The organism is Micromonospora sp. NPDC047707, assembly GCF_040704235.1.
In the GTDB taxonomy this organism is placed as follows: domain Bacteria; phylum Actinomycetota; class Actinomycetes; order Mycobacteriales; family Micromonosporaceae; genus Micromonospora.
This window is the reverse complement of record NZ_JBEYSU010000010.1, coordinates 15,869-33,093: the sequence shown is the minus strand read 5'-3', so window position 1 is coordinate 33,093 and position 17,225 is coordinate 15,869. Positions and strand designations below refer to the sequence as shown.

Below are 17,225 nucleotides of genomic sequence, written 5' to 3'. Positions count from 1 at the left end.
TCGCGTACGCGCCGCCTCCGGGGCCCCGCCCATCCGGGAGACTAGGCTCACGTCGGCATCTGTCCGCTTCCGCCCCGAAGGGGGACTTCTTGACCAGCCCCGCCGAGCCGGCGTCGACCGATCCGACGCCGGCCAGCCAGCTGACCCGGCCGCTGCGTGAACCGGCCGCGTTCGTGCTCCTCGGCGCGAACGCCGTCTTCCTGTTCGTCGGCCTGGTCCGACTGCTGACGCCGACCGGGTACGGCACCTTCACCGGGCGCGCGGGCAGCGCGTTCTTCGCCTTCGCCGGGATCGAGGCGGTGGTCCTGCCCCTGCTGGCGGTGCTGCTCGCCACGCACCTGCGGCCGGTCCTGCCCAGGGCGAAACTGATCACCCAGGTGGCGGTCGGGGAGTACGCGGTCAGCACCGCCCTCGGCGGGCTGACCTTCCTGATCTGGTCGTTCGGTCGTCTCGCCGAGGGTGAGGTGACGGACGCCTTCCTCGGCGTGCTGGCCCGGCTGGCCGGGCTGGCCCTCCTGGTGACCGCCGGGTACGCCGGGTACCGGATCTGGCGCACGCTCTACCACGTGCCGAAGCCCAAGCCGCAGCCGGGCGTCTACGGCAAGCCGCAGTCCGGGTGGCCCGGCGGCCACCCCGGCGGCCACCCTGGCCAGCCCGGCCACCCTGGCCAGCTCGGCCAGCCGGGCTGGCCCGGCACCGGCCAGTCCGGCGGCTGGACGGCCCCGACGCAGTACGGCGCCCCGTACGGCCAGCCGGCCCCGCAGTTCCCGGCCGCACCGCCCCCGGCCCCGCCGGCGAACCCGGCGCCCCACCCGGCCCCGCCGGCGAACCCGGCGCCCCACCCGGCCCCGCCGGCCGGGCCCCCGTTCGGGCAGCCGCCCTCGGCCGATCCCACCCAGGCGATCCCCCGCCAGCCGGCCGAACCTCCGGCGCCGCCGCACGACGAGTCCCACCGCACGCAGCGCATCAACCCCGCCGACGAGTGAACGGCCCCGCAGTCGAGCGGTGATCAAGAGGTTTTCGTCCCGGTAGCACCCGCACCGCACCGAAAACCTCTTGATCAACGCGGTGGAGGCGCCGGGGGCGGGGACGCGTGGGGTTTGCCACCGCGCGGATCGGGTCGAGCGAGCCTCCGTGCCGACCGCCTACGCTGAGCGGATGGTTGATCGCACGGAGCCGGGGCCCACCGACGCGAGCGTGCGGCGGGCACTGCGCCGGGCCGCGTCCGGCCGGGCGCTCGACGCCGACGAGGCCACCGCGCTGCTCGGCGCGCGGGGCGACGCGCTGGACGAACTGCTGCGGGTCGCCGGGGCGATCCGCGACGCCGGGCTGCGCGAGGCGGGGCGGCCGGGCGTCGTCACGTACTCGAAGAAGGTCTTCATCCCGCTCACCCGGCTGTGCCGGGACCGGTGCCACTACTGCACCTTCGCCACCGTGCCGCACCGGCTCCCGGCGGCGTTCCTCGACCGCGAGGAGGTCCTGGCGATCGCCCGGCAGGGCGCGGAGCTGGGCTGCAAGGAGGCGCTGTTCACCCTCGGCGACCGGCCGGAGGAGCGCTGGCCGGCGGCCCGGCAGTGGCTGGACGAGCGCGGGTACGACTCCACGCTCGACTACCTGCGCTCCTGCGCGGTGGCCGTGCTGGAGGAGACCGGCCTGTTGCCGCACCTCAACCCCGGCGTGCTGACCTGGTCCGAGCTGCAACGGCTCAAGCCGGTCGCGCCGAGCATGGGGATGATGCTGGAGACGACGGCCACCCGCCTGTGGGCGGAGCCGGGCGGCCCGCACTACGGCTCGCCGGACAAGGAGCCCGCCGTCCGGCTGCGCGTGCTCGACGACGCCGGCCGGGTGAACGTGCCGTTCACCACCGGTCTCCTCATCGGCATCGGCGAGACGCCGGCCGAGCGGGTCGACGCGCTGTTCGCGATCCGCCGCGCGCACCGGGAGTACGGCCACCTCCAGGAGGTGATCGTGCAGAACTTCCGCGCGAAGCCGGACACGGCGATGCGCGGGATGCCGGACGCGGAGCTGCACGATCTCGCCGCCACCGTCGCGGTGGCCCGGGTGCTGCTCGGCCCGAAGGCCCGCATCCAGGCCCCGCCGAACCTCATCGCCGGCGAGTACGACCTGCTGCTGCGCGCCGGCATCGACGACTGGGGTGGCGTGTCCCCGCTGACCCCGGACCATGTGAACCCGGAGCGTCCCTGGCCGCAGATCGACGAGCTGGCCCGGCACACCGAGAAGGCCGGCTTCACGCTGCGGGAGCGGTTGACCATCTACCCGGAGTACGTCCGGGCCGGCGACCCGTGGCTCGACCCGCGCCTGCTGCCGCACGTCGACGCCCTGGCCGACCCGGCCACCGGTCTCGCGGTGGAGGAGGCCCGGCCGGTGGGCCGGCCGTGGCAGGAGCCGGACGAGACGTACGGCGGGCGGACGGACCTGCACGCCACCATCGACACGACCGGCCGTACGGCGGACCGGCGCGGCGACTTCGACCACGTCTACGGCGACTGGTCGGCGGTGGCCGGCAAGGTGAGCGCCGGCGCGACGACCGGCTCCGGCGACCACGACCTGCGGGCCGGCCTGCGGCTCGCCGCCGCCGATCCGGCGGTGCTGCTGGAGCCCCGGCACGCGGAGGCGGCCCTGGCGCTGTTCGCCGCCGACGGTCCGGCGTTGGCCGAGCTGTGCCGGATCGCCGACGACGTCCGCCGCGACACCGTCGGCGACGACGTGACGTACGTGGTCAACCGCAACATCAACTTCAGCAACGTCTGCTACGTGGGGTGCCGGTTCTGTGCCTTCGCCCAGCGGGAGCGCGACGCCGACGCGTACCGGCTCTCGGTGGACCAGGTCGCCGACCGGGCCGAGGAGGCGTGGTCGGCCGGCGCCAGCGAGGTCTGCCTCCAGGGCGGCATCGACCCGAAGCTGCCGGTGACCGTCTACGCCGACCTGGTGCGCGCGATCAAGGCGCGGGTGCCCGGCATGCACGTGCACGCCTTCTCCCCGATGGAGATCGTCACCGCCGCGGCGAAGGCGGGCGTGTCCGTCCGCGAGTGGCTGACCGGGCTGCGGGAGGCCGGGCTCGACACCATTCCCGGCACCGCCGCCGAGATCCTCGACGACGACGTGCGCTGGGTGCTCACCAAGGGCAAGCTGCCGGCCGCCGCCTGGGTCGAGGTGGTGGGCACGGCCCACGAGCTGGGCATCCGGTCCAGCTCCACGATGATGTACGGGCACGTCGACCACCCGGCCCAGTGGCTCGCGCACTTCCGGGTGCTGGCCGGGGTGCAGGACCGCACCGGCGGGTTCACCGAGTTCGTGGCGCTGCCGTTCGTGCACACCAACGCCCCGATCTACCTCGCCGGCATCGCCCGCCCGGGGCCGACGTGGCGGGAGAACCGGGTGGTGCACGCGATGTCCCGCCTGCTCCTGCACGGGCGCATCGACAACATCCAGTGCTCGTGGGTCAAGCTGGGGGACGAGGGCACGGCCGAGATGCTCCGCAGCGGCTGCAACGACCTGGGCGGCACCCTGATGGAGGAGACCATCTCCCGGATGGCCGGCTCCGGCAACGGTTCGGCGCGTACCGAGGAACAGTTGATCGCGATCGCGGCGGCTGCCGGGCGGCCGGCGCGCAAGCGGACCACCGCGTACGGTCACGTCTCCTCGTAGTTTCGAACCTTTCCCCGCCGCCGGCCGTACCAGAGCGTGCCGGCGGCGGTTACGGCGAGGACCGCCGCCGGCGACCCCCTCCGCGGGGCGGGCACCGCCGGCCGGGCCCCGCGTCCGTCACCGCGGGCGCACCGCCCCGCCGCCGGAAAGGTTGCCCATGCCCAGCGATCAGCTCGATCAGCCGAAGCGGCCCTGGCCGCGACTGACCCGCCGGCAGACGTTGACCGCGGCCGCGAGCGCCACGCTCGGCGCCGCCGCGCTCACCGTGCCGGGTCTGTCCGCGGCAGAGAACGCGCCGGGTGCCGCGGCGAACGCGGACGACCCGATCGTCGTCCACCTGCGCGACGCCGCCACCGGCACCATGGACGTCTTCGTCGGCACGTCCCGCATCGAGGTACGCGACCGCGGCCTGGCGGACCGGCTGCGGCGCGCCGCACGGCGCTGAGCCGTACCCCGTGGCGCTGAGCCGCCGCACGGCCGTTCGGCACGTCCCGGCCGGGCGCGGGCTCCCGGCGCCCGGCCGTCCGTAACTTCCCTTCCCCGCACAGTGAGGTTTGGTCCGCCATGTCTTCGCACCGCGAGGCACCGGAGATCGCCAAGGATCCGGTCGCCGACAGCTCCGACCTGTACGCGTTCGTCAGCCCCGACCGGCCCGACTCGGTGACGGTCATCGCGAACTACGTTCCGCTGCAACTGCCGTCCGGCGGCCCGAACTTCTTCGAGTTCGGCGACGACGTGCGCTACGAGATCAACATCGACAACGACGGTGACGGCCAGGCCGACGTCACCTACCGGTTCGAATTCACCACCGAGATCACGAATCCGAACAGCTTCCTCTACAACACCGGGCCGATCGACTCCCTGGACAGCCCGAACTGGAACCGCCGGCAGTTCTACAGCCTGACCCGCGTCGCGGACGGCCGGGAGCACCGCCTGGCGCACAAGCTTCCGTGCCCGCCCTGCAACGTGGGCCCGCTCTCCACCCCGAAGTACGCCGACCTCGCGCGGCAGGCCACGTACACGCTCTCCACCGGGGAGCGGGTGTTCGCCGGGCAGCGGGCCGACGGGTTCTTCGTCGACCTGGGCGCCATCTTCGACCTGGGGACGCTGCGCCCGTTCCAGCAGCTCCACGTGGCCGGGAAGAAGATCTTCAAGGCCGAGGGGGAACCGGTCAACGCCACCGACCGGATGAACGTGCACAGCATCGCTCTCCAGATCCCCTTCACCAAGGTGCGCCGGCGCGCCAACCGGTACGGCGTCGGCGACCGCGCCTCGGTCATCGGGGTGTGGACGGCGGCGTCCCGCCGGCAGGTCCGGGTGCTCGGCGACCGGGGCGCGGCGGACATCCCCGCCGGCCCCTTCACGCAGGTCTCCCGCCTCGGCAACCCGTTGTTCAACGAGGTGATCGTGCCGATGGCGCAGAAGGACGTCTGGAACTCGCTGCCGCCCACCGAGGACAAGCGGTTCGCGAGGTTCGTGGAGCGGCCGGAGTTGGCCGCCCTGCTGCCGGCGCTCTACCCCGACGTCTTCCCGAACCTCGACCGGCTCAACAGGGCGAAGAAGGCCCGCGCCGACCTGGTGGCGATCCTGCTGACCGGTGTCCCGGAGGGCCTGATCGAGGGCTTCACCAACAACACCGGCGAGATCCAGGCCGACATGCTGCGGCTGAACACGGCGATCCCGCCGAGCCGCACGCCGGACCGCTTCGGTGTCCTGGGTGGAGACCTGGCCGGGTTCCCGAACGGCCGCCGGGTCACCGACGACGTGGTGAGCATCTCGCTGCGGGCCATCGCCGGCCTGACCGTGCCGCTGGTCGACCGGGCGTTCCAGCCGGACGCGGCGGCTGCCGCGGTGACGCCGGGGCTGAGCGCCGCCGACGTGACCGCTCCGTTCCTCGCCAACTTTCCCTACCTGGGTACGCCGTACGACGGCTTCAACAATCCGTCGGCCGACTCGGCCGCCTGACCAGACCGGGAGCGCTGATGCACACGCACGAGCACGCGTACGGGCCGTCGGAACGGGGGAGCGTCGTCCTCGACCTGGGCGGCGACACCGGGGCCCTGATCATCTACACCGGACAGGACGAGCGTGGCCGGGAGATCGAGGTCAGCCGGCCGGACACCCCCCGGACGCATTCGGCCGTGCGGGAGCGCCGGGTCCAGGACGGCACGTTCCACAGTGCCGTCTACCCGGACCTGCCGGCCGGTCGCTATACCGTCTGGTGGGACGACCGTACGTCCGCCGGAACGATCGACGTCCTGGGTGGAGCGATCGCCGAATTCGTCTGGCCGACCAACGCTCCAGGGGTGGTGGGCTGACCCTCCGCTCTGTTCCGGCCGCTGCGCCCTGTCCACCATGTGGACAGGGCGCTTGCGGCGTTCACCGGCTCGACGGGCGGTCGGCGCGCAGTCGCGTTAACCTGACCCTCACCAAGATCAACGATCCCCGGGGCGGAGACGGTCCACCGGACCGGCGGGGGCGCCACGGGAGAAAACTCCGGCAACTCGCCGGAGAGGGCGTTACTCGGTCGGGGTCTGAATCGATAGGGCAGGTTGCGAGGCCGGGTGGCCGGATGGCCGTCCGGAGGGTGTCGGGAGGGCGACTCCATTATCAAGTTTGGCTTGACGGCGCACGCATTACACGCGTGTAATTTGAATGGGGTTGTTCGCGCGGAACGCTACAAATCGGTACCGGACGGACAAGCACGCCTTTCGCGTGGGGGGTTGCAGCGGCGATGACGCCGGTGCGCGACAAGGAGGCAATTGATGGACGGCCAGCTTGAGGCGGCCGACCTGCTCGGAAACGCGCCGGAGTGGCAGGAGCGGGCGCTGTGCTCGCAGACCGACCCGGAGGCGTTCTTCCCCGAGAAGGGCGGCTCGACCCGTGAGGCGAAGCGGATCTGCTCGCGTTGCGAGGTCAAGACCGAGTGCCTCGAATACGCTCTCGGCCACGACGAGCGGTTCGGCATCTGGGGCGGCCTCTCCGAGCGTGAGCGCCGCAAGCTCAAGCGCCGGGCCGCCTGACGCAGCGACGGATCCGGGGTGGTGGGGGCCGCTCCGGATCCGGTCCGCGCGTCGACCGTCTCAGGCCAACTCGTCCGGATCGACGCCGAGCAGGTTCGCCACCTGCTCGATGATGACGTCGTGGACGAGGTCCGCGAGGTCATCCCGGTCCATTGCCCGGAACTCCAGCGGCCGACGGTAGAGCACGATCCGCGGGGGCACCTCCTGCCGGCCCGGCCGGCCGGGCAGCAGGCGGGCGAGCGGCACCTCGCCGTCCTCCAGCACGTCGGAGTCGTAGACGTTCAGATCCGGGGGCACGTCCTCGACGGCGAACTCGACGCCCGCCAGCTCCTTGGCGAACCGCCGTTCGAGGGTCTCCACGGTGTCCAGCACCAGGTCGTCGAAGATCTCCGCCTTGGTGCGTGCCAGTGGCACGGTGGCCGGAACCAGGCGCCCGCGCAGGCCGCGTCCGTGCCGGTCGCGGCGGGTGCGCCGGCCGGAGCCGGGGCGGCGGTGTTCCGGGCTTCCCATGACGCACAGGGTAGCCCCCGACCTGGGCCGGCCTGCGGCAGCGCCGCCCATCTGGCGCGGCGGGAGCCGACCGGCCGAATTGTGATCACCAAGACGGGCGTGTCGTAACGCGAGCCGGTGCGCCGGAGCCGGTAATGGAGATACCCTGCCGCCGTGAGGTCACCACGGCGCTGCTCCCGAAACGGCTGCCCCCGGCAAGCGGTCGCCACATTGACCTATGTCTACAACGAGTCGACCGCCGTGGTGGGCCCGCTGGCCGCCTTCGCCGAGCCGCACACGTACGACCTCTGCGAGCCGCACGCCCGTAGCCTGACCGCCCCGCGTGGCTGGGACGTGGTCCGGCACGAGGGCGAGTTCGAGCCGCCCCCGCCCACCACGGACGACCTGGTCGCCCTGGCCGGAGCGGTCCGCGAGGCCGCCCGCCCGGTCGCCCCCCGCCCCCCGGAGGACGACCACGGCCCGGCCACGACCACCCCGCCAACCGGCCGCCGTGGCCACCTCCGCGTGATCCCCCCAACCCACTGACCCACCCACCCCAGACCCTCCGCGTCGATCATGGAGTTAGCGGGTGGATCGATCTCCACATCGTCCGCCAACTTCATGATCGACGGGGGCGAGGCTTGCGGGTGACGTGCCGGGGGCTGAGGATGTGGGGATGACGCCGTCGACCGCCGATGCGGCCATCGGGCGGATCCAACTGCGTGACCTGACCAGGGAGCCCGAGCCCGCCCTGCTGCGGCAGGCGTACCACGAGATCCTCGCGCCCAGCTTCACGCCGGACCAGTTGGTGAGCTTCGATTCCATCGCCGAATCCGACACGACGTACGTCGGTGTCGCGCTGCACGACGGGTCTCCCGTCGGCGCTATCGTGTCCGATCCTTTCGACCGGGTGTTGCTGCTGAGCTACCTGGCGGTTCGTCCAGGAATCCGCGGTGGCGGGGTCGGGGGTGCGCTGCTCAGCCACCTGTTGCCGGCTTGGCGGCGCCGCTCGGGATGCGACCTGGTGTTCGCCGAGGTCGAGGACCCCCGCGTGCACCCTGCCGGTGAGTTCGGCGACCCCGCAGCCCGGCTACGTTTCTACCAGCGGGCAGGGTTCGGCCTGCTGCCGATCCCCTTCGTCCAGCCGCGGGTGAGCAGCGACGCCGAACGGGAACGCGGCATGTTCCTCGCCGTGCACCCGAGTGGCGAGGCGGTACCGCAAGAACTGGTCAGGTCGTTCGTCGTCGACTACTACGAAGAAGCCGAGGGGCAGGGCGTACACGACGATCCTGAGTTCGCTGCCCTGCTGGCGGCCGTCGATCGGCAGCCGCCCGCGCTGACCCCGCTCGCCCCCGACCGGTACGCGGACATACCCACCCTGGACGTGCCGGCCGAGTTGCTCCGTCGGGACTACCCGGCGACTGCCGCTGCGCTGGACCTGCTGGCCACCGACGACCGCGCCGGAGCGGTGCTCGACACCGCCTGGGCGCGCGTGCTGGTCCGGTTGGCCCGAGGGGAACGGCTGCCCCGGCCACGGGTCGCCGTACTGACCGAACTGCTCGACGCGCTGTCGCACGACGGACTGCTCTTCGTGTCGGCGGAACCCGCCGACGCGGCCGTGCTCCAGTGGTGGTTCGCCGGCGAGGACGACCCGTGGGCCGGATGGTGGCGCAAGGACCCGCCGGAGTGGACCGACGAGATGCCGCTCCAGCAGTTGGTCGCGCAGGCCGTCCGGCGGTTGCCTCCGTTGCCCCGGGTCACGCTCATCCTTTCCGACGTACTCGGCGTTGCGCCCGCCGAGGCGGCGGCCGTCCTGGGTCAGGGCGAGGAGGAGTACCAGGAGCTGGTCGGAGCCGCTCGCGCCGAGGTGGTCGCACTCATCGACCAACGACTCGACGAGGAGGGGACCGGTGGACGCCTTCCTGCGCTGTGACAGCGTGGTGGCACTGACCGCTCGTCTGGCCGACGGCACCGTGGCCGCGGACCGGCGGGAACTGGTGGAGATGCACCTGCTGGCCTGCCCATCCTGCCTCCAGCACGTCCGCAAGGTACAGCTCATGCGGAGCAGCCTCACCGCGCTGCCGGGCCGGCACGCCCCGGAGCACCTGGCCACCCTGATGCTGGGGACCGCTCCGGCGGGGTCCACAGCCGGGACGGGCGAGGGCGAGCTGGCGGAGGGCACTCCATCGTGAGGTACTACAAGTTCCTCGGCGCGGGCCAGGTCGCACCCTTCTCAGGCCAGGCGTGGTCGACCAGCTGGCTGGAGGTGCCGGAGGTATCTCCCTGCGAGCGCGGGCTGCATGCGTGCCGGGTCGAGGACCTGCCCTACTGGTTGCACGACGAACTGTGGTTGATCGAATTCGATGGCCCGGTCACCGCCGTGGGCCACAAGGTGGTCGGCCGGCGCGGCCGGTTGTCGGCTCGGGTGTCCCGGTGGAACGCCGTCACCTCGGCTGCGTTCGCCCGGGCATGCGTCGGGCGGACGGCGGTGCATGCCGCCGCCGAGTGTGGCGACCTCGACGACGGTTCCCTGACCGAGGTGGCCGAACGGCTGCTGGCGCCGGCGGCCGGAGATGGTGCCACCGTCGCGGGCCTCGACCCGTTCACTGGTGTTCGTGAGCTGGCTCTGCGCCGGCAGGAGGCGGCGGCGCGGTCCGCTCGGCGAACGGCCGCCCTGGTCTGCGGCTACCTGGCCGACGCTGTCGAGATGGCCACGGTCTACCCGGTGCCGGCGCTCAGCTATGTCGCGGCCCGGGCGGCTCAGGCCCGCCGCCCCGACCCGGCCGGTGACCGCGACGACGTTGAGCGGCGCTGGCAGGCTGGCTGGCTGGTCGACCGTCTGGGGTTGAATTCAGGCGACTGACTCATCGGCCAGTGCGTCGGCGAGCTGGTCGATGCGGTCTAGCTCGGCCCCGGCGTCCAGGTCGAGTCGGTCCACGAGGTCCCCCCAGTAGTCCGTGAAGGGGCCTCTGCGCTGGTGCAGCTCGTTCGGCAGGGGCCCACGCGGGAAGAGCGTGGCCGCCAGCGCTGCGGCGTCGGTGCCCGCATCGCCGCCCGAGCCGAGGACCTCGACGTCCGGCACCGTGCCGGCGGTCGCTTCGACCAGGGCCGCCAGGATGGCCCTACAGTGGACGTGCCCGGCCCACTCGGCCATCCGGTTGGCCGCTCGGGTGGTCATCTCGTCGTAGAACTGGCTGGTGTACTCGTCGGGAGCGCTGATGGCGGGATCGAGCGAGTTGTCCATGCGGTGGAACACGAACGCCCGCTTGACAGCTTGCCCGTACTGCTGCGCGGCGGCGACCGGGTCGGTGTCGTGCAGCAGGTCGCCCAGCAGTCGGTGCAGGTAGGCCAGCAACTCCGATTCGACCTCCCCCGCTTCGGCCAGCCGTCGGATCAGCGCGCTCGACCGTCGGCAGCGGGCTGCGGCCGAGCTGCGGTCACCTGCCCCGAGCGCGACCTCCGCCCACTCGAAGTAGAGCCAGGCGAGCATCCATTCGTCGTCGAGGTCGAGGAACTCTGGTTCCAGCTGACGGTAGGCGTCCTCGGCCTCGGCGGACCGGCGGTCGTACCAGTAGGTGTGGGCGGTGAACAGGCGCAGGTAGAGCCAGGCCCGACGGTGGACCTCCGCAGCCTCCGACGAGCGTCCCGGAGCCCGCCAGCCGTGGCGGATGCCGCACAGCTCACCGATCGTACGCAGCGCGTGCCGCGCCTCGGTCCAGTGTGCGCCCGCCGGCTTGTCCGGCCCGGTCGGGTAGTTGCGGTGGAAGCGGCGCATCTCGTCGAGCAGGTCTCTGTCGTGCTGGGTCCGGACCGCCCGCTGCCAACTCTCCAGCAGTTGGTGACAGAACGAGAAGTCCACGTACAGACCCCACCACCAGAACGCCTCCAGGAACAGCACGACGATCTGCGCCCGGGTCAGGTCCCGATCGTCGGACAGTTGGGCCGAGTGGAACATCCATTCGGTCTCGTGCATCTGCCAGACGGCGTCCTCGTACTTGAACCAGGACCCGTACACGCTCGCCGTCTTCGCCTCGATCGTGGTTATCCGGCGGTAGTAGTAGGCGGCCGCCCGCCGGTGGATGTGCGTCCACCTGTCCGGCGTGAACCTCCGTACCGCCTCGGCCATCGCGGGTCGGATGAAGTCGTGCAGGCGGAACCGTCCGGCGACCGACAGCGGGTCGAGCAGACCGAGTCGCTCGACCTGCCGTACGGCGTTGCTCACCTGCTCCGGGTCGGCCCCCAACTCGTCGCCGTCGAGCAGGTCGAGCAACATCGGCACGTCGAAGCTGTTCAGGAGCGATGCCACCTCGGCCACCCGCCACACGTTCGGGTTCCGGTCCGGTCGGATCACCTCCCGGACCAGCCGGTCGAGCCGCGGATCGCCGCCGTCGGAAAGGTGGATCAGCATCTCCCACAGCCGGTCCGCGTTGAGTGCGTCGTCGATGTGGGCGTGGATGAACTGCACGACGAGTTTGAGCCCGTACGGATGGCCGCCGGTGAACTTCGTGACGACCTGCGCGAGGCGGACCCCGGCCCGGTCGCCGAAGTGGTACGTCAGGTAGGCATGCGCCTCGGCCACGGTGAACCGCGGCAGTTCCTCGACGAGATCCGGGTCCAGCACCCGGCGGCCGTGCTCGGCGTACTCCCGCGGCACCAGGGACAGCACCACCGCGGTGTCCGGCAGGCGTCGGGCGAGCTTCACGAACCACTGGCCCACCGCGTCGTCGATGAGCGTCTCGAATCCGTCGAGGATCAGGATCGCCCGCCGACCGGCCAGAAAGGTGCGCCAATCGGCGAGGAACGCGTCGTCGATGCGTCGTTGGGCCCGGCTCAGCCGTTCGATCGCGCTCTCCGCCGGGGTCTTCACGTTCACGTCGAACTGGGCGTTGGAGAGGGTGCTCCAGGATTTCGCGACCAACGTGTTGTGCATCGTGACGGCGGTCGCGCGCGGGGCCCCCTCCTTGGCGACGACGAACCCGCTGAACTGCTCCACCACGTCCTGCACCAGGTCGCCGAGGAGCTGTGTCGACTTGTCCAGGAGCAGGGCGGCGACAGCGGGGGTGGTGGCGGAACCGTACTCGCCGCTGTACGCGTCGCTGAGCCCGTACAACTCCGGTGACTCATGCGGCCGCATCGGCATCAGCACCGCGTCCGGGAACTCCCGCCTGACGGCGTCGCGCAGCATGTTCAGGAACGAGGTCTTGCCCATGCCGTGCCCGCCGACCACCCCGAAGGTTCCCCGGCCGGTCTCACGGATGCCGGTCAGCACCGTGCGAAGTTGGTCGTCGCGGTCGATCAAGCCGTCGACCACGTGAATGACGGGTTCGGGGGCGGTCCTGCCGGATGCGCTCGCCACGCCGGCCGGCCCCGCCTCGGTGACGGCGACGACCCCGTGCGCCGGGGCGGCGGCCACCGCCGTCCCACGCGCCGATCCTGCACCTCGTTCCGACCTCGGGTCGTCCAGGTGCGGTGGTTCCGGCCGGGCGGGCGGCGTCGGCGCGACCGGCGGCGTCGGCGCGACCGGCAGTGCCGGCGCCGCCGGCCCGGCCGCCTGGATGTCCTCGATGACGCCGCCGGTCCCGGCGTGGAAGGTGCTGCCGCCCTCGCTGGGGAGGACCACCCTGCGGATCTTCCCGCCGAGCCGAGCGGTGAGACGGTGGCCCACTTGGCGGGAAAGTGCGCCGCCGGTGCCGGAGGCGAAGAATGCCACTGTTGCCACGAAGCTGCCGAAGCCGGCCAGCCAGCTGACCACCTCCACGCCGCGCAGACCCCAGAAGACCGCGACAACCGTGAGGACGAGCGCCGAAACGGCGGCGGCCAGGGCGCGCATCTTCTGCGACGTCGTTGATGGCATCTTGCCATTGTGGACAGAATAGTCAAACGTCTCGATCAGATATCTGGATGCTTCGCGTCAATTGAACGGCCAACTGTTCGGCTGAACGTGCATGTTCTGTCAGTTGTCCGATACTGCCTCCTCGACGGGCCCGGCGAGGTGGGAGCGGATGAGGAAGCGGACTCCCTCCGGGGCTTCGAGGGAGAAGCCGCTGCCTCGGCCGGGGACCACGTCGACCGTCAGCCTCGTGTGTCTCCACAGCTCCCACTGCGAGCGGGACATCCAGAAGTCGACCGGCTCCGGCACGCCCTCGACGGTGAGCGACGCGAGCAGGACGTCCGACGATCCGGTCCGGAACTCGCCGGCGGGGTAGCACATCGGGGCACTGCCGTCGCAGCAGCCGCCGGACTGGTGGAACATCAGCGGTCCGTGCCGCCCCCGCAGCGACCGGATCAGCCCGGCCGCCGCGGGGGTCACCGTCACGACATCGGCCATCAGAAGAAACCCAGCTTCTTCGGGGAGTAGCTGACCAGCAGGTTCTTGGTCTGCTGGTAGTGCTCCAGCATCATCTTGTGGTTCTCCCGGCCGATGCCGGACTGCTTGTACCCGCCGAACGCGGCGTGCGCCGGATACGCGTGATAGCAGTTCGTCCAGACCCGCCCGGCCTGGATGGCCCGCCCGGCCCGGTACGCGGTGTTGATGTCCCGCGTCCACACACCGGCGCCCAGCCCGTACAGGGTGTCGTTGGCGATCTTCACGGCGTCGTCGAGGTCGGCGAACGAGGTCACCGAGACGACCGGTCCGAAGATCTCCTCCTGGAAGATCCGCATCGAGTTGTCCCCCTCGAAAATGGTCGGCTCGACGTAGTACCCGCCGGAAAGCTCGCCCCCGAGGTCGGCCCGGGCGCCGCCGGTGAGCACGCGAGCGCCCTCCTGCCGGCCGATGTCCAGGTAGGACAGGATTTTCTCCAACTGGTCGTTCGACGCCTGGGCGCCGATCATGGTGTCGGTGTCCAGCGGGTGCCCCTGCACGACGGCGCGGGTCCGTTCCACGGCCGCCGCCAGGAAGTCCGGGTAGTGCCCCTGCTGGATCAGCGCCCGGGACGGGCAGGTGCACACCTCGCCCTGGTTGAGGGCGAACATGGTGAAGCCTTCGAGGGCCTTGTCGAAGAAGTCGTCGCGGGAGGCGCTGACGTCGTCGAAGAAGATGTTCGGGCTCTTGCCGCCCAGTTCCAGGGTGACCGGCCTGATGTTCTCGCTGGCGTACTGCATGATCAGCCGTCCGGTGGTCGTCTCGCCGGTGAACGCCACCTTCGCCACTCTCGGCGAGGACGCGAGCGGCTTGCCCGCCTCGACGCCGAAGCCGTTGACGACGTTGACCACGCCGGGCGGCAGCAGGTCCGCCACCAGGGACAGCCAGTAGTGGATCGACGCGGGCGTCTGCTCGGCCGGCTTGAGCACCACCGCGTTACCGGCGGCGAGCGCCGGGGCGAGCTTCCAGGTGGCCATGAGCAGCGGGAAGTTCCACGGGATGATCTGGCCGACCACGCCGAGCGGCTCGTGGAAGTGGTACGCGACGGTGTCGTCGTCGAGTTCGCCGAGGGACCCCTCCTGGGCGCGGATCGCCCCGGCGAAGTACCGGAAGTGGTCGATGGCGAGCGGGAGGTCGGCGGCCAGCGTCTCGCGTACCGGCTTGCCGTTCTCCCAGGTCTCGGCGATCGCCAGGGATTCCAGGTTGTCCTGCATGCGGTCGGCGATCCGGTTGAGGATCAGCGACCGCTCGGCGACCGGCGTGCGGCCCCACGCGTCGGCCGCGCCGTGCGCGGCGTCGAGGGCCTTCTCGACGTCCTCGGCGGTGCCCCGGGCCACCTCGGTGAAGGTCTGCCCGGTGACCGGGGTCGGGTTCTCGAAGTACTGCCCGCCGTGCGGCTTCACGTACTCGCCGCCGATGAAGTGGTCGTAGCGGGACTGCCAGTGGGTGGGCGCGTCGTAGCGCGTCATGGGGACCTCCGCCGTCTACAGGTGGTGGACGGCGGTGACGCTAGTTCCGGGTACGTTGCAGCGACGTTGCGCGGCCCACGTCGTACTCCTCGGCGAGCTGGCGGATGCGCGTGACCGCGAGGGGCCGGCGGGGCGCTCCCGGCGGCAGGGCCCGCGCCAGGGCCTCCCAGGCGGCCAGGTCGTCGGCGCCGGCGGGCGTCGCGGTCCAGGCCGCGAGCAGCGCCGGGTCCGCGGTGGCCAGCACGGCCGCGCGCAGCTGGCCGTCGACCAGCCGGCGCAGCCGCGTCACTCCCGGCGCGTCGGAGCCGGGCAGCAGAACCCCGGGGTACGCGTCGAGCGCGCCCGCCGGGTCGCCGCGCTCCAGCAGGTCGGTGACGGTACGGAAGTCGGCGCGCACCCGCCCGCGCAGCCGGTACGGGCGGGAGTTGAGCAGGTCGCGGCCGAGCACCCGGCGCAGGCGGGAGAGTTCGGCGCGCAGGGTGACGGGGTGCAGCCGGTCGTCGCCGTAGAGGTCGAGGCCGAGTTGCTCGCCGGTGCGCCCCTCAGGGTGGTCGACGAGCAGGACCAGCAGTTCGCTGTGTCGGCGGCCGAGCCGGATCCGGCGCCCGCCGACGCGCAGCTCCGCCTCGTCCCGGCCGAGTGCGGACACGTGGACCACGTCCGGCTCGACGGGCGCCGCGCCGGCCAGGAACGCCTCAGCGGCGCGGGCGGTGGCCCGGACCAGCGCCAGGCTCTGCGGGTTGGCCAGGTGATCGCCGCCGGTGATGTCGACCGCGCCGAGCAGCCGGCCGGTCGCCGGGTCGTGGATCGGGGCGGCCGCGCAGGTCCACCGCTGTACGCGGCGGCTGAAGTGCTCGGTGGCGAAGATCTGCACGCTGTGGTCGACGGCGAGGGCGGTGCCGGGGGCGTTCGTGCCGGCGTGCGGCTCGTCCCAGCGGGCGCCGGGAACGAAGTTCATCCGCTCGGCGTGCCGCAACACCCCCGGGTGCCCCTCCACCCAGAGCAGCCGCCCGTACGCGTCGCAGACCGCCATCAGGTGCGCGCCGTCCTGCGCGATGCCGCCGAGCAGGTCGCGGAAGAGCGGCAGCACCCGGGACAGCGGGTGGGCGGCCCGGTAGCGCTCCAGCGCGTCGTCGGTCAGCTCGACCGGGGGCGTGGTCTCCGGGTCGAGCAGCGCCGACCGCTCCCAGGACCGGCGGACCACCTCGCGTACCCGGTGCGGTGCGGCCCCGGCGGTGAGGAACGCCTCGTGGGCGGCGCCGACCTGCGCGATCCGCTCCGCGGGATCCGCGCCGAACTCCAGAGCCAGCCACGGGTCAGCCATCGGCGACCTCCTCCAACCCCATCGTGACGCAGCTCACCCCCGATCGCCAAGGCGGATCGGTGGCCGGTTCATTCGCAGGTTTGTTTTCGATAGATGTCACAGCGCTGAACTGATCCGCGCTCCCACGCCGTACCCGCCCGCGACACGGCACCACCGGACGAGGAGGAACGACGTGAAGGTGCAGCGGAAGCACGTACTGGCGGCGGGCGTGGCGGTGGTAGCCGCGGCAGCGGTGGCGGTGGGAACCGGACTCGGGTTCGCGGACACCAACTCCACCCGGGCGTCGGTCTGCCAGGGGTCGGTGACCTTCTCGGCCGACGGTGGCGCGCCGGCCGCGACCAGCAACCGGTTTCCGGCCGGCACCCGGCTGCGGGTGACCAACCTGGACAACAACCGGTCGGCCGAGGTGACCGTGACCGGGCCGTCGGGCAGCTGCGTCCTGCTCAACGCGGCGGCGATGGAACTCGTGCGCGAGCCGGGCAAGAACGTGATCCGGCGCAACGTCGTCGAGGTGGTCGGTGGCGGCGCGGCGCAGTCGGGGGCGGGTGCGACGCCTCCGGACGCCGGCACGATACGGCCCGGTGCGGCCTCGCCCGGGGCGTCCGGCCCGGCCCCGGTGTCGGCCTGCCAGGGGGCGCTCACCTTCTCCGGTGAGGCCGGTGCGCCGGCGGCGACCAGCAACCGGTTCCCGGTCGGGACGCGGCTGCGGGTGACGAACCTGGACAACGGCAAGGCGGTGACGGTGAGCGTCACCGGCCCGTCGGGCAGTTGCGCGCTGCTGAACCTGTCGGCCATGGACGCGATCCGCGAGCCCGGCAAGAACCTGGTCCGCCGCAACACCGTCGAGGTGCTCCGCTAGCCGGGCGTGCAAGGAAGGGCCCCTTGTT

Annotated in this window: 16 protein-coding genes; 11 read left to right on the top strand and 5 right to left on the bottom strand. The window is 72.0% G+C overall.

Going from position 1 to position 17,225, the window contains the following annotated elements; translation table 11 throughout:
* Positions 1-89 precede the first annotated feature (89 nt).
* The 6 genes from AB0873_RS13840 (at position 90) to AB0873_RS13815 (ending at position 6,692) form a co-directional block, all read left to right on the top strand.
* Positions 90-986 (top strand): hypothetical protein, encoded by an 897-nt coding sequence (locus AB0873_RS13840; protein ID WP_366600044.1) that lies wholly within the window; start codon positions 90-92, stop codon positions 984-986.
* Positions 987-1,158: 172 nt separating this feature from the next.
* The gene (locus AB0873_RS13835) at positions 1,159-3,669 is read left to right on the top strand and encodes a bifunctional FO biosynthesis protein CofGH (RefSeq protein WP_366600043.1); all 2,511 of its coding nucleotides are present in this window, start codon (positions 1,159-1,161) and stop codon (positions 3,667-3,669) included.
* 157 nt (positions 3,670-3,826) lie between these two features.
* Positions 3,827-4,114: a hypothetical protein gene (locus tag AB0873_RS13830; RefSeq protein ID WP_366600042.1), complete on the top strand. Its 288-nt coding sequence runs from the start codon at positions 3,827-3,829 to the stop codon at positions 4,112-4,114.
* A gap of 119 nt (positions 4,115-4,233) precedes the next feature.
* The gene (locus tag AB0873_RS13825; protein WP_366600040.1) at positions 4,234-5,634 is read left to right on the top strand and encodes a DUF4331 domain-containing protein; all 1,401 of its coding nucleotides are present in this window, start codon (positions 4,234-4,236) and stop codon (positions 5,632-5,634) included.
* Between the two features lie 17 nt (positions 5,635-5,651).
* Entirely contained in the window at positions 5,652-5,987 is a 336-nt protein-coding gene (locus AB0873_RS13820; RefSeq protein WP_366600038.1) for a phospholipase, read from the top strand.
* Positions 5,988-6,434: 447 nt separating this feature from the next.
* Positions 6,435-6,692: a WhiB family transcriptional regulator gene (locus AB0873_RS13815; protein ID WP_013731688.1), complete on the top strand. Its 258-nt coding sequence runs from the start codon at positions 6,435-6,437 to the stop codon at positions 6,690-6,692.
* Positions 6,693-6,752: 60 nt separating this feature from the next.
* Here the strand turns inward: AB0873_RS13815 and AB0873_RS13810 are convergent, their stop codons facing one another.
* Positions 6,753-7,202, bottom strand: coding sequence for a metallopeptidase family protein (locus AB0873_RS13810; protein WP_366600036.1), 450 nt, complete (start codon positions 7,200-7,202; stop codon positions 6,753-6,755).
* 153 nt (positions 7,203-7,355) lie between these two features.
* On the opposite strand from AB0873_RS13810, the gene AB0873_RS13805 reads away from it, so the two are divergent.
* The 4 genes from AB0873_RS13805 (at position 7,356) to AB0873_RS13790 (ending at position 10,044) form a co-directional block, all read left to right on the top strand.
* Positions 7,356-7,727, top strand: coding sequence for a DUF3499 domain-containing protein (locus AB0873_RS13805; protein ID WP_366600035.1), 372 nt, complete (start codon positions 7,356-7,358; stop codon positions 7,725-7,727).
* Positions 7,728-7,857: 130 nt separating this feature from the next.
* The gene (locus tag AB0873_RS13800) at positions 7,858-9,114 is read left to right on the top strand and encodes a GNAT family N-acetyltransferase (RefSeq protein ID WP_366600034.1); all 1,257 of its coding nucleotides are present in this window, start codon (positions 7,858-7,860) and stop codon (positions 9,112-9,114) included.
* A complete protein-coding gene (locus AB0873_RS13795; protein WP_366600033.1) occupies positions 9,092-9,373 on the top strand; it encodes a zf-HC2 domain-containing protein in 282 nt (93 codons plus the stop codon). The genes AB0873_RS13800 and AB0873_RS13795 overlap by 23 nt, the downstream gene beginning before the upstream one ends.
* Positions 9,370-10,044 carry a hypothetical protein gene (locus AB0873_RS13790; RefSeq protein ID WP_366600032.1) on the top strand — a complete coding sequence of 225 codons (675 nt, stop codon included), beginning with the start codon at positions 9,370-9,372 and terminating at the stop codon, positions 10,042-10,044. The genes AB0873_RS13795 and AB0873_RS13790 overlap by 4 nt, the downstream gene beginning before the upstream one ends.
* Here the strand turns inward: AB0873_RS13790 and AB0873_RS13785 are convergent.
* From AB0873_RS13785 to AB0873_RS13770, 4 genes are all read right to left on the bottom strand, one after another.
* Positions 10,033-13,035 (bottom strand): hypothetical protein, encoded by a 3,003-nt coding sequence (locus tag AB0873_RS13785; RefSeq protein ID WP_366600031.1) that lies wholly within the window; start codon positions 13,033-13,035, stop codon positions 10,033-10,035. The genes AB0873_RS13790 and AB0873_RS13785 overlap by 12 nt on opposite strands.
* 99 nt (positions 13,036-13,134) lie before the next feature.
* The gene (locus AB0873_RS13780; RefSeq protein WP_366600030.1) at positions 13,135-13,509 is read right to left on the bottom strand and encodes a DUF779 domain-containing protein; all 375 of its coding nucleotides are present in this window, start codon (positions 13,507-13,509) and stop codon (positions 13,135-13,137) included.
* Positions 13,509-15,014 carry an aldehyde dehydrogenase gene (adh, locus tag AB0873_RS13775; protein ID WP_366600029.1) on the bottom strand — a complete coding sequence of 502 codons (1,506 nt, stop codon included), beginning with the start codon at positions 15,012-15,014 and terminating at the stop codon, positions 13,509-13,511. The genes AB0873_RS13780 and adh overlap by 1 nt, the downstream gene beginning before the upstream one ends.
* 40 nt (positions 15,015-15,054) lie before the next feature.
* Positions 15,055-16,338, bottom strand: a complete 1,284-nt coding sequence (locus tag AB0873_RS13770; RefSeq protein ID WP_366600028.1) for a GAF domain-containing protein — start codon at positions 16,336-16,338, stop codon at positions 15,055-15,057.
* Positions 16,339-16,510: 172 nt separating this feature from the next.
* Between AB0873_RS13770 and AB0873_RS13765 the strand changes: the two genes are divergently transcribed.
* The gene (locus AB0873_RS13765; protein WP_366600027.1) at positions 16,511-17,197 is read left to right on the top strand and encodes a hypothetical protein; all 687 of its coding nucleotides are present in this window, start codon (positions 16,511-16,513) and stop codon (positions 17,195-17,197) included.
* Positions 17,198-17,225 lie beyond the last annotated feature (28 nt).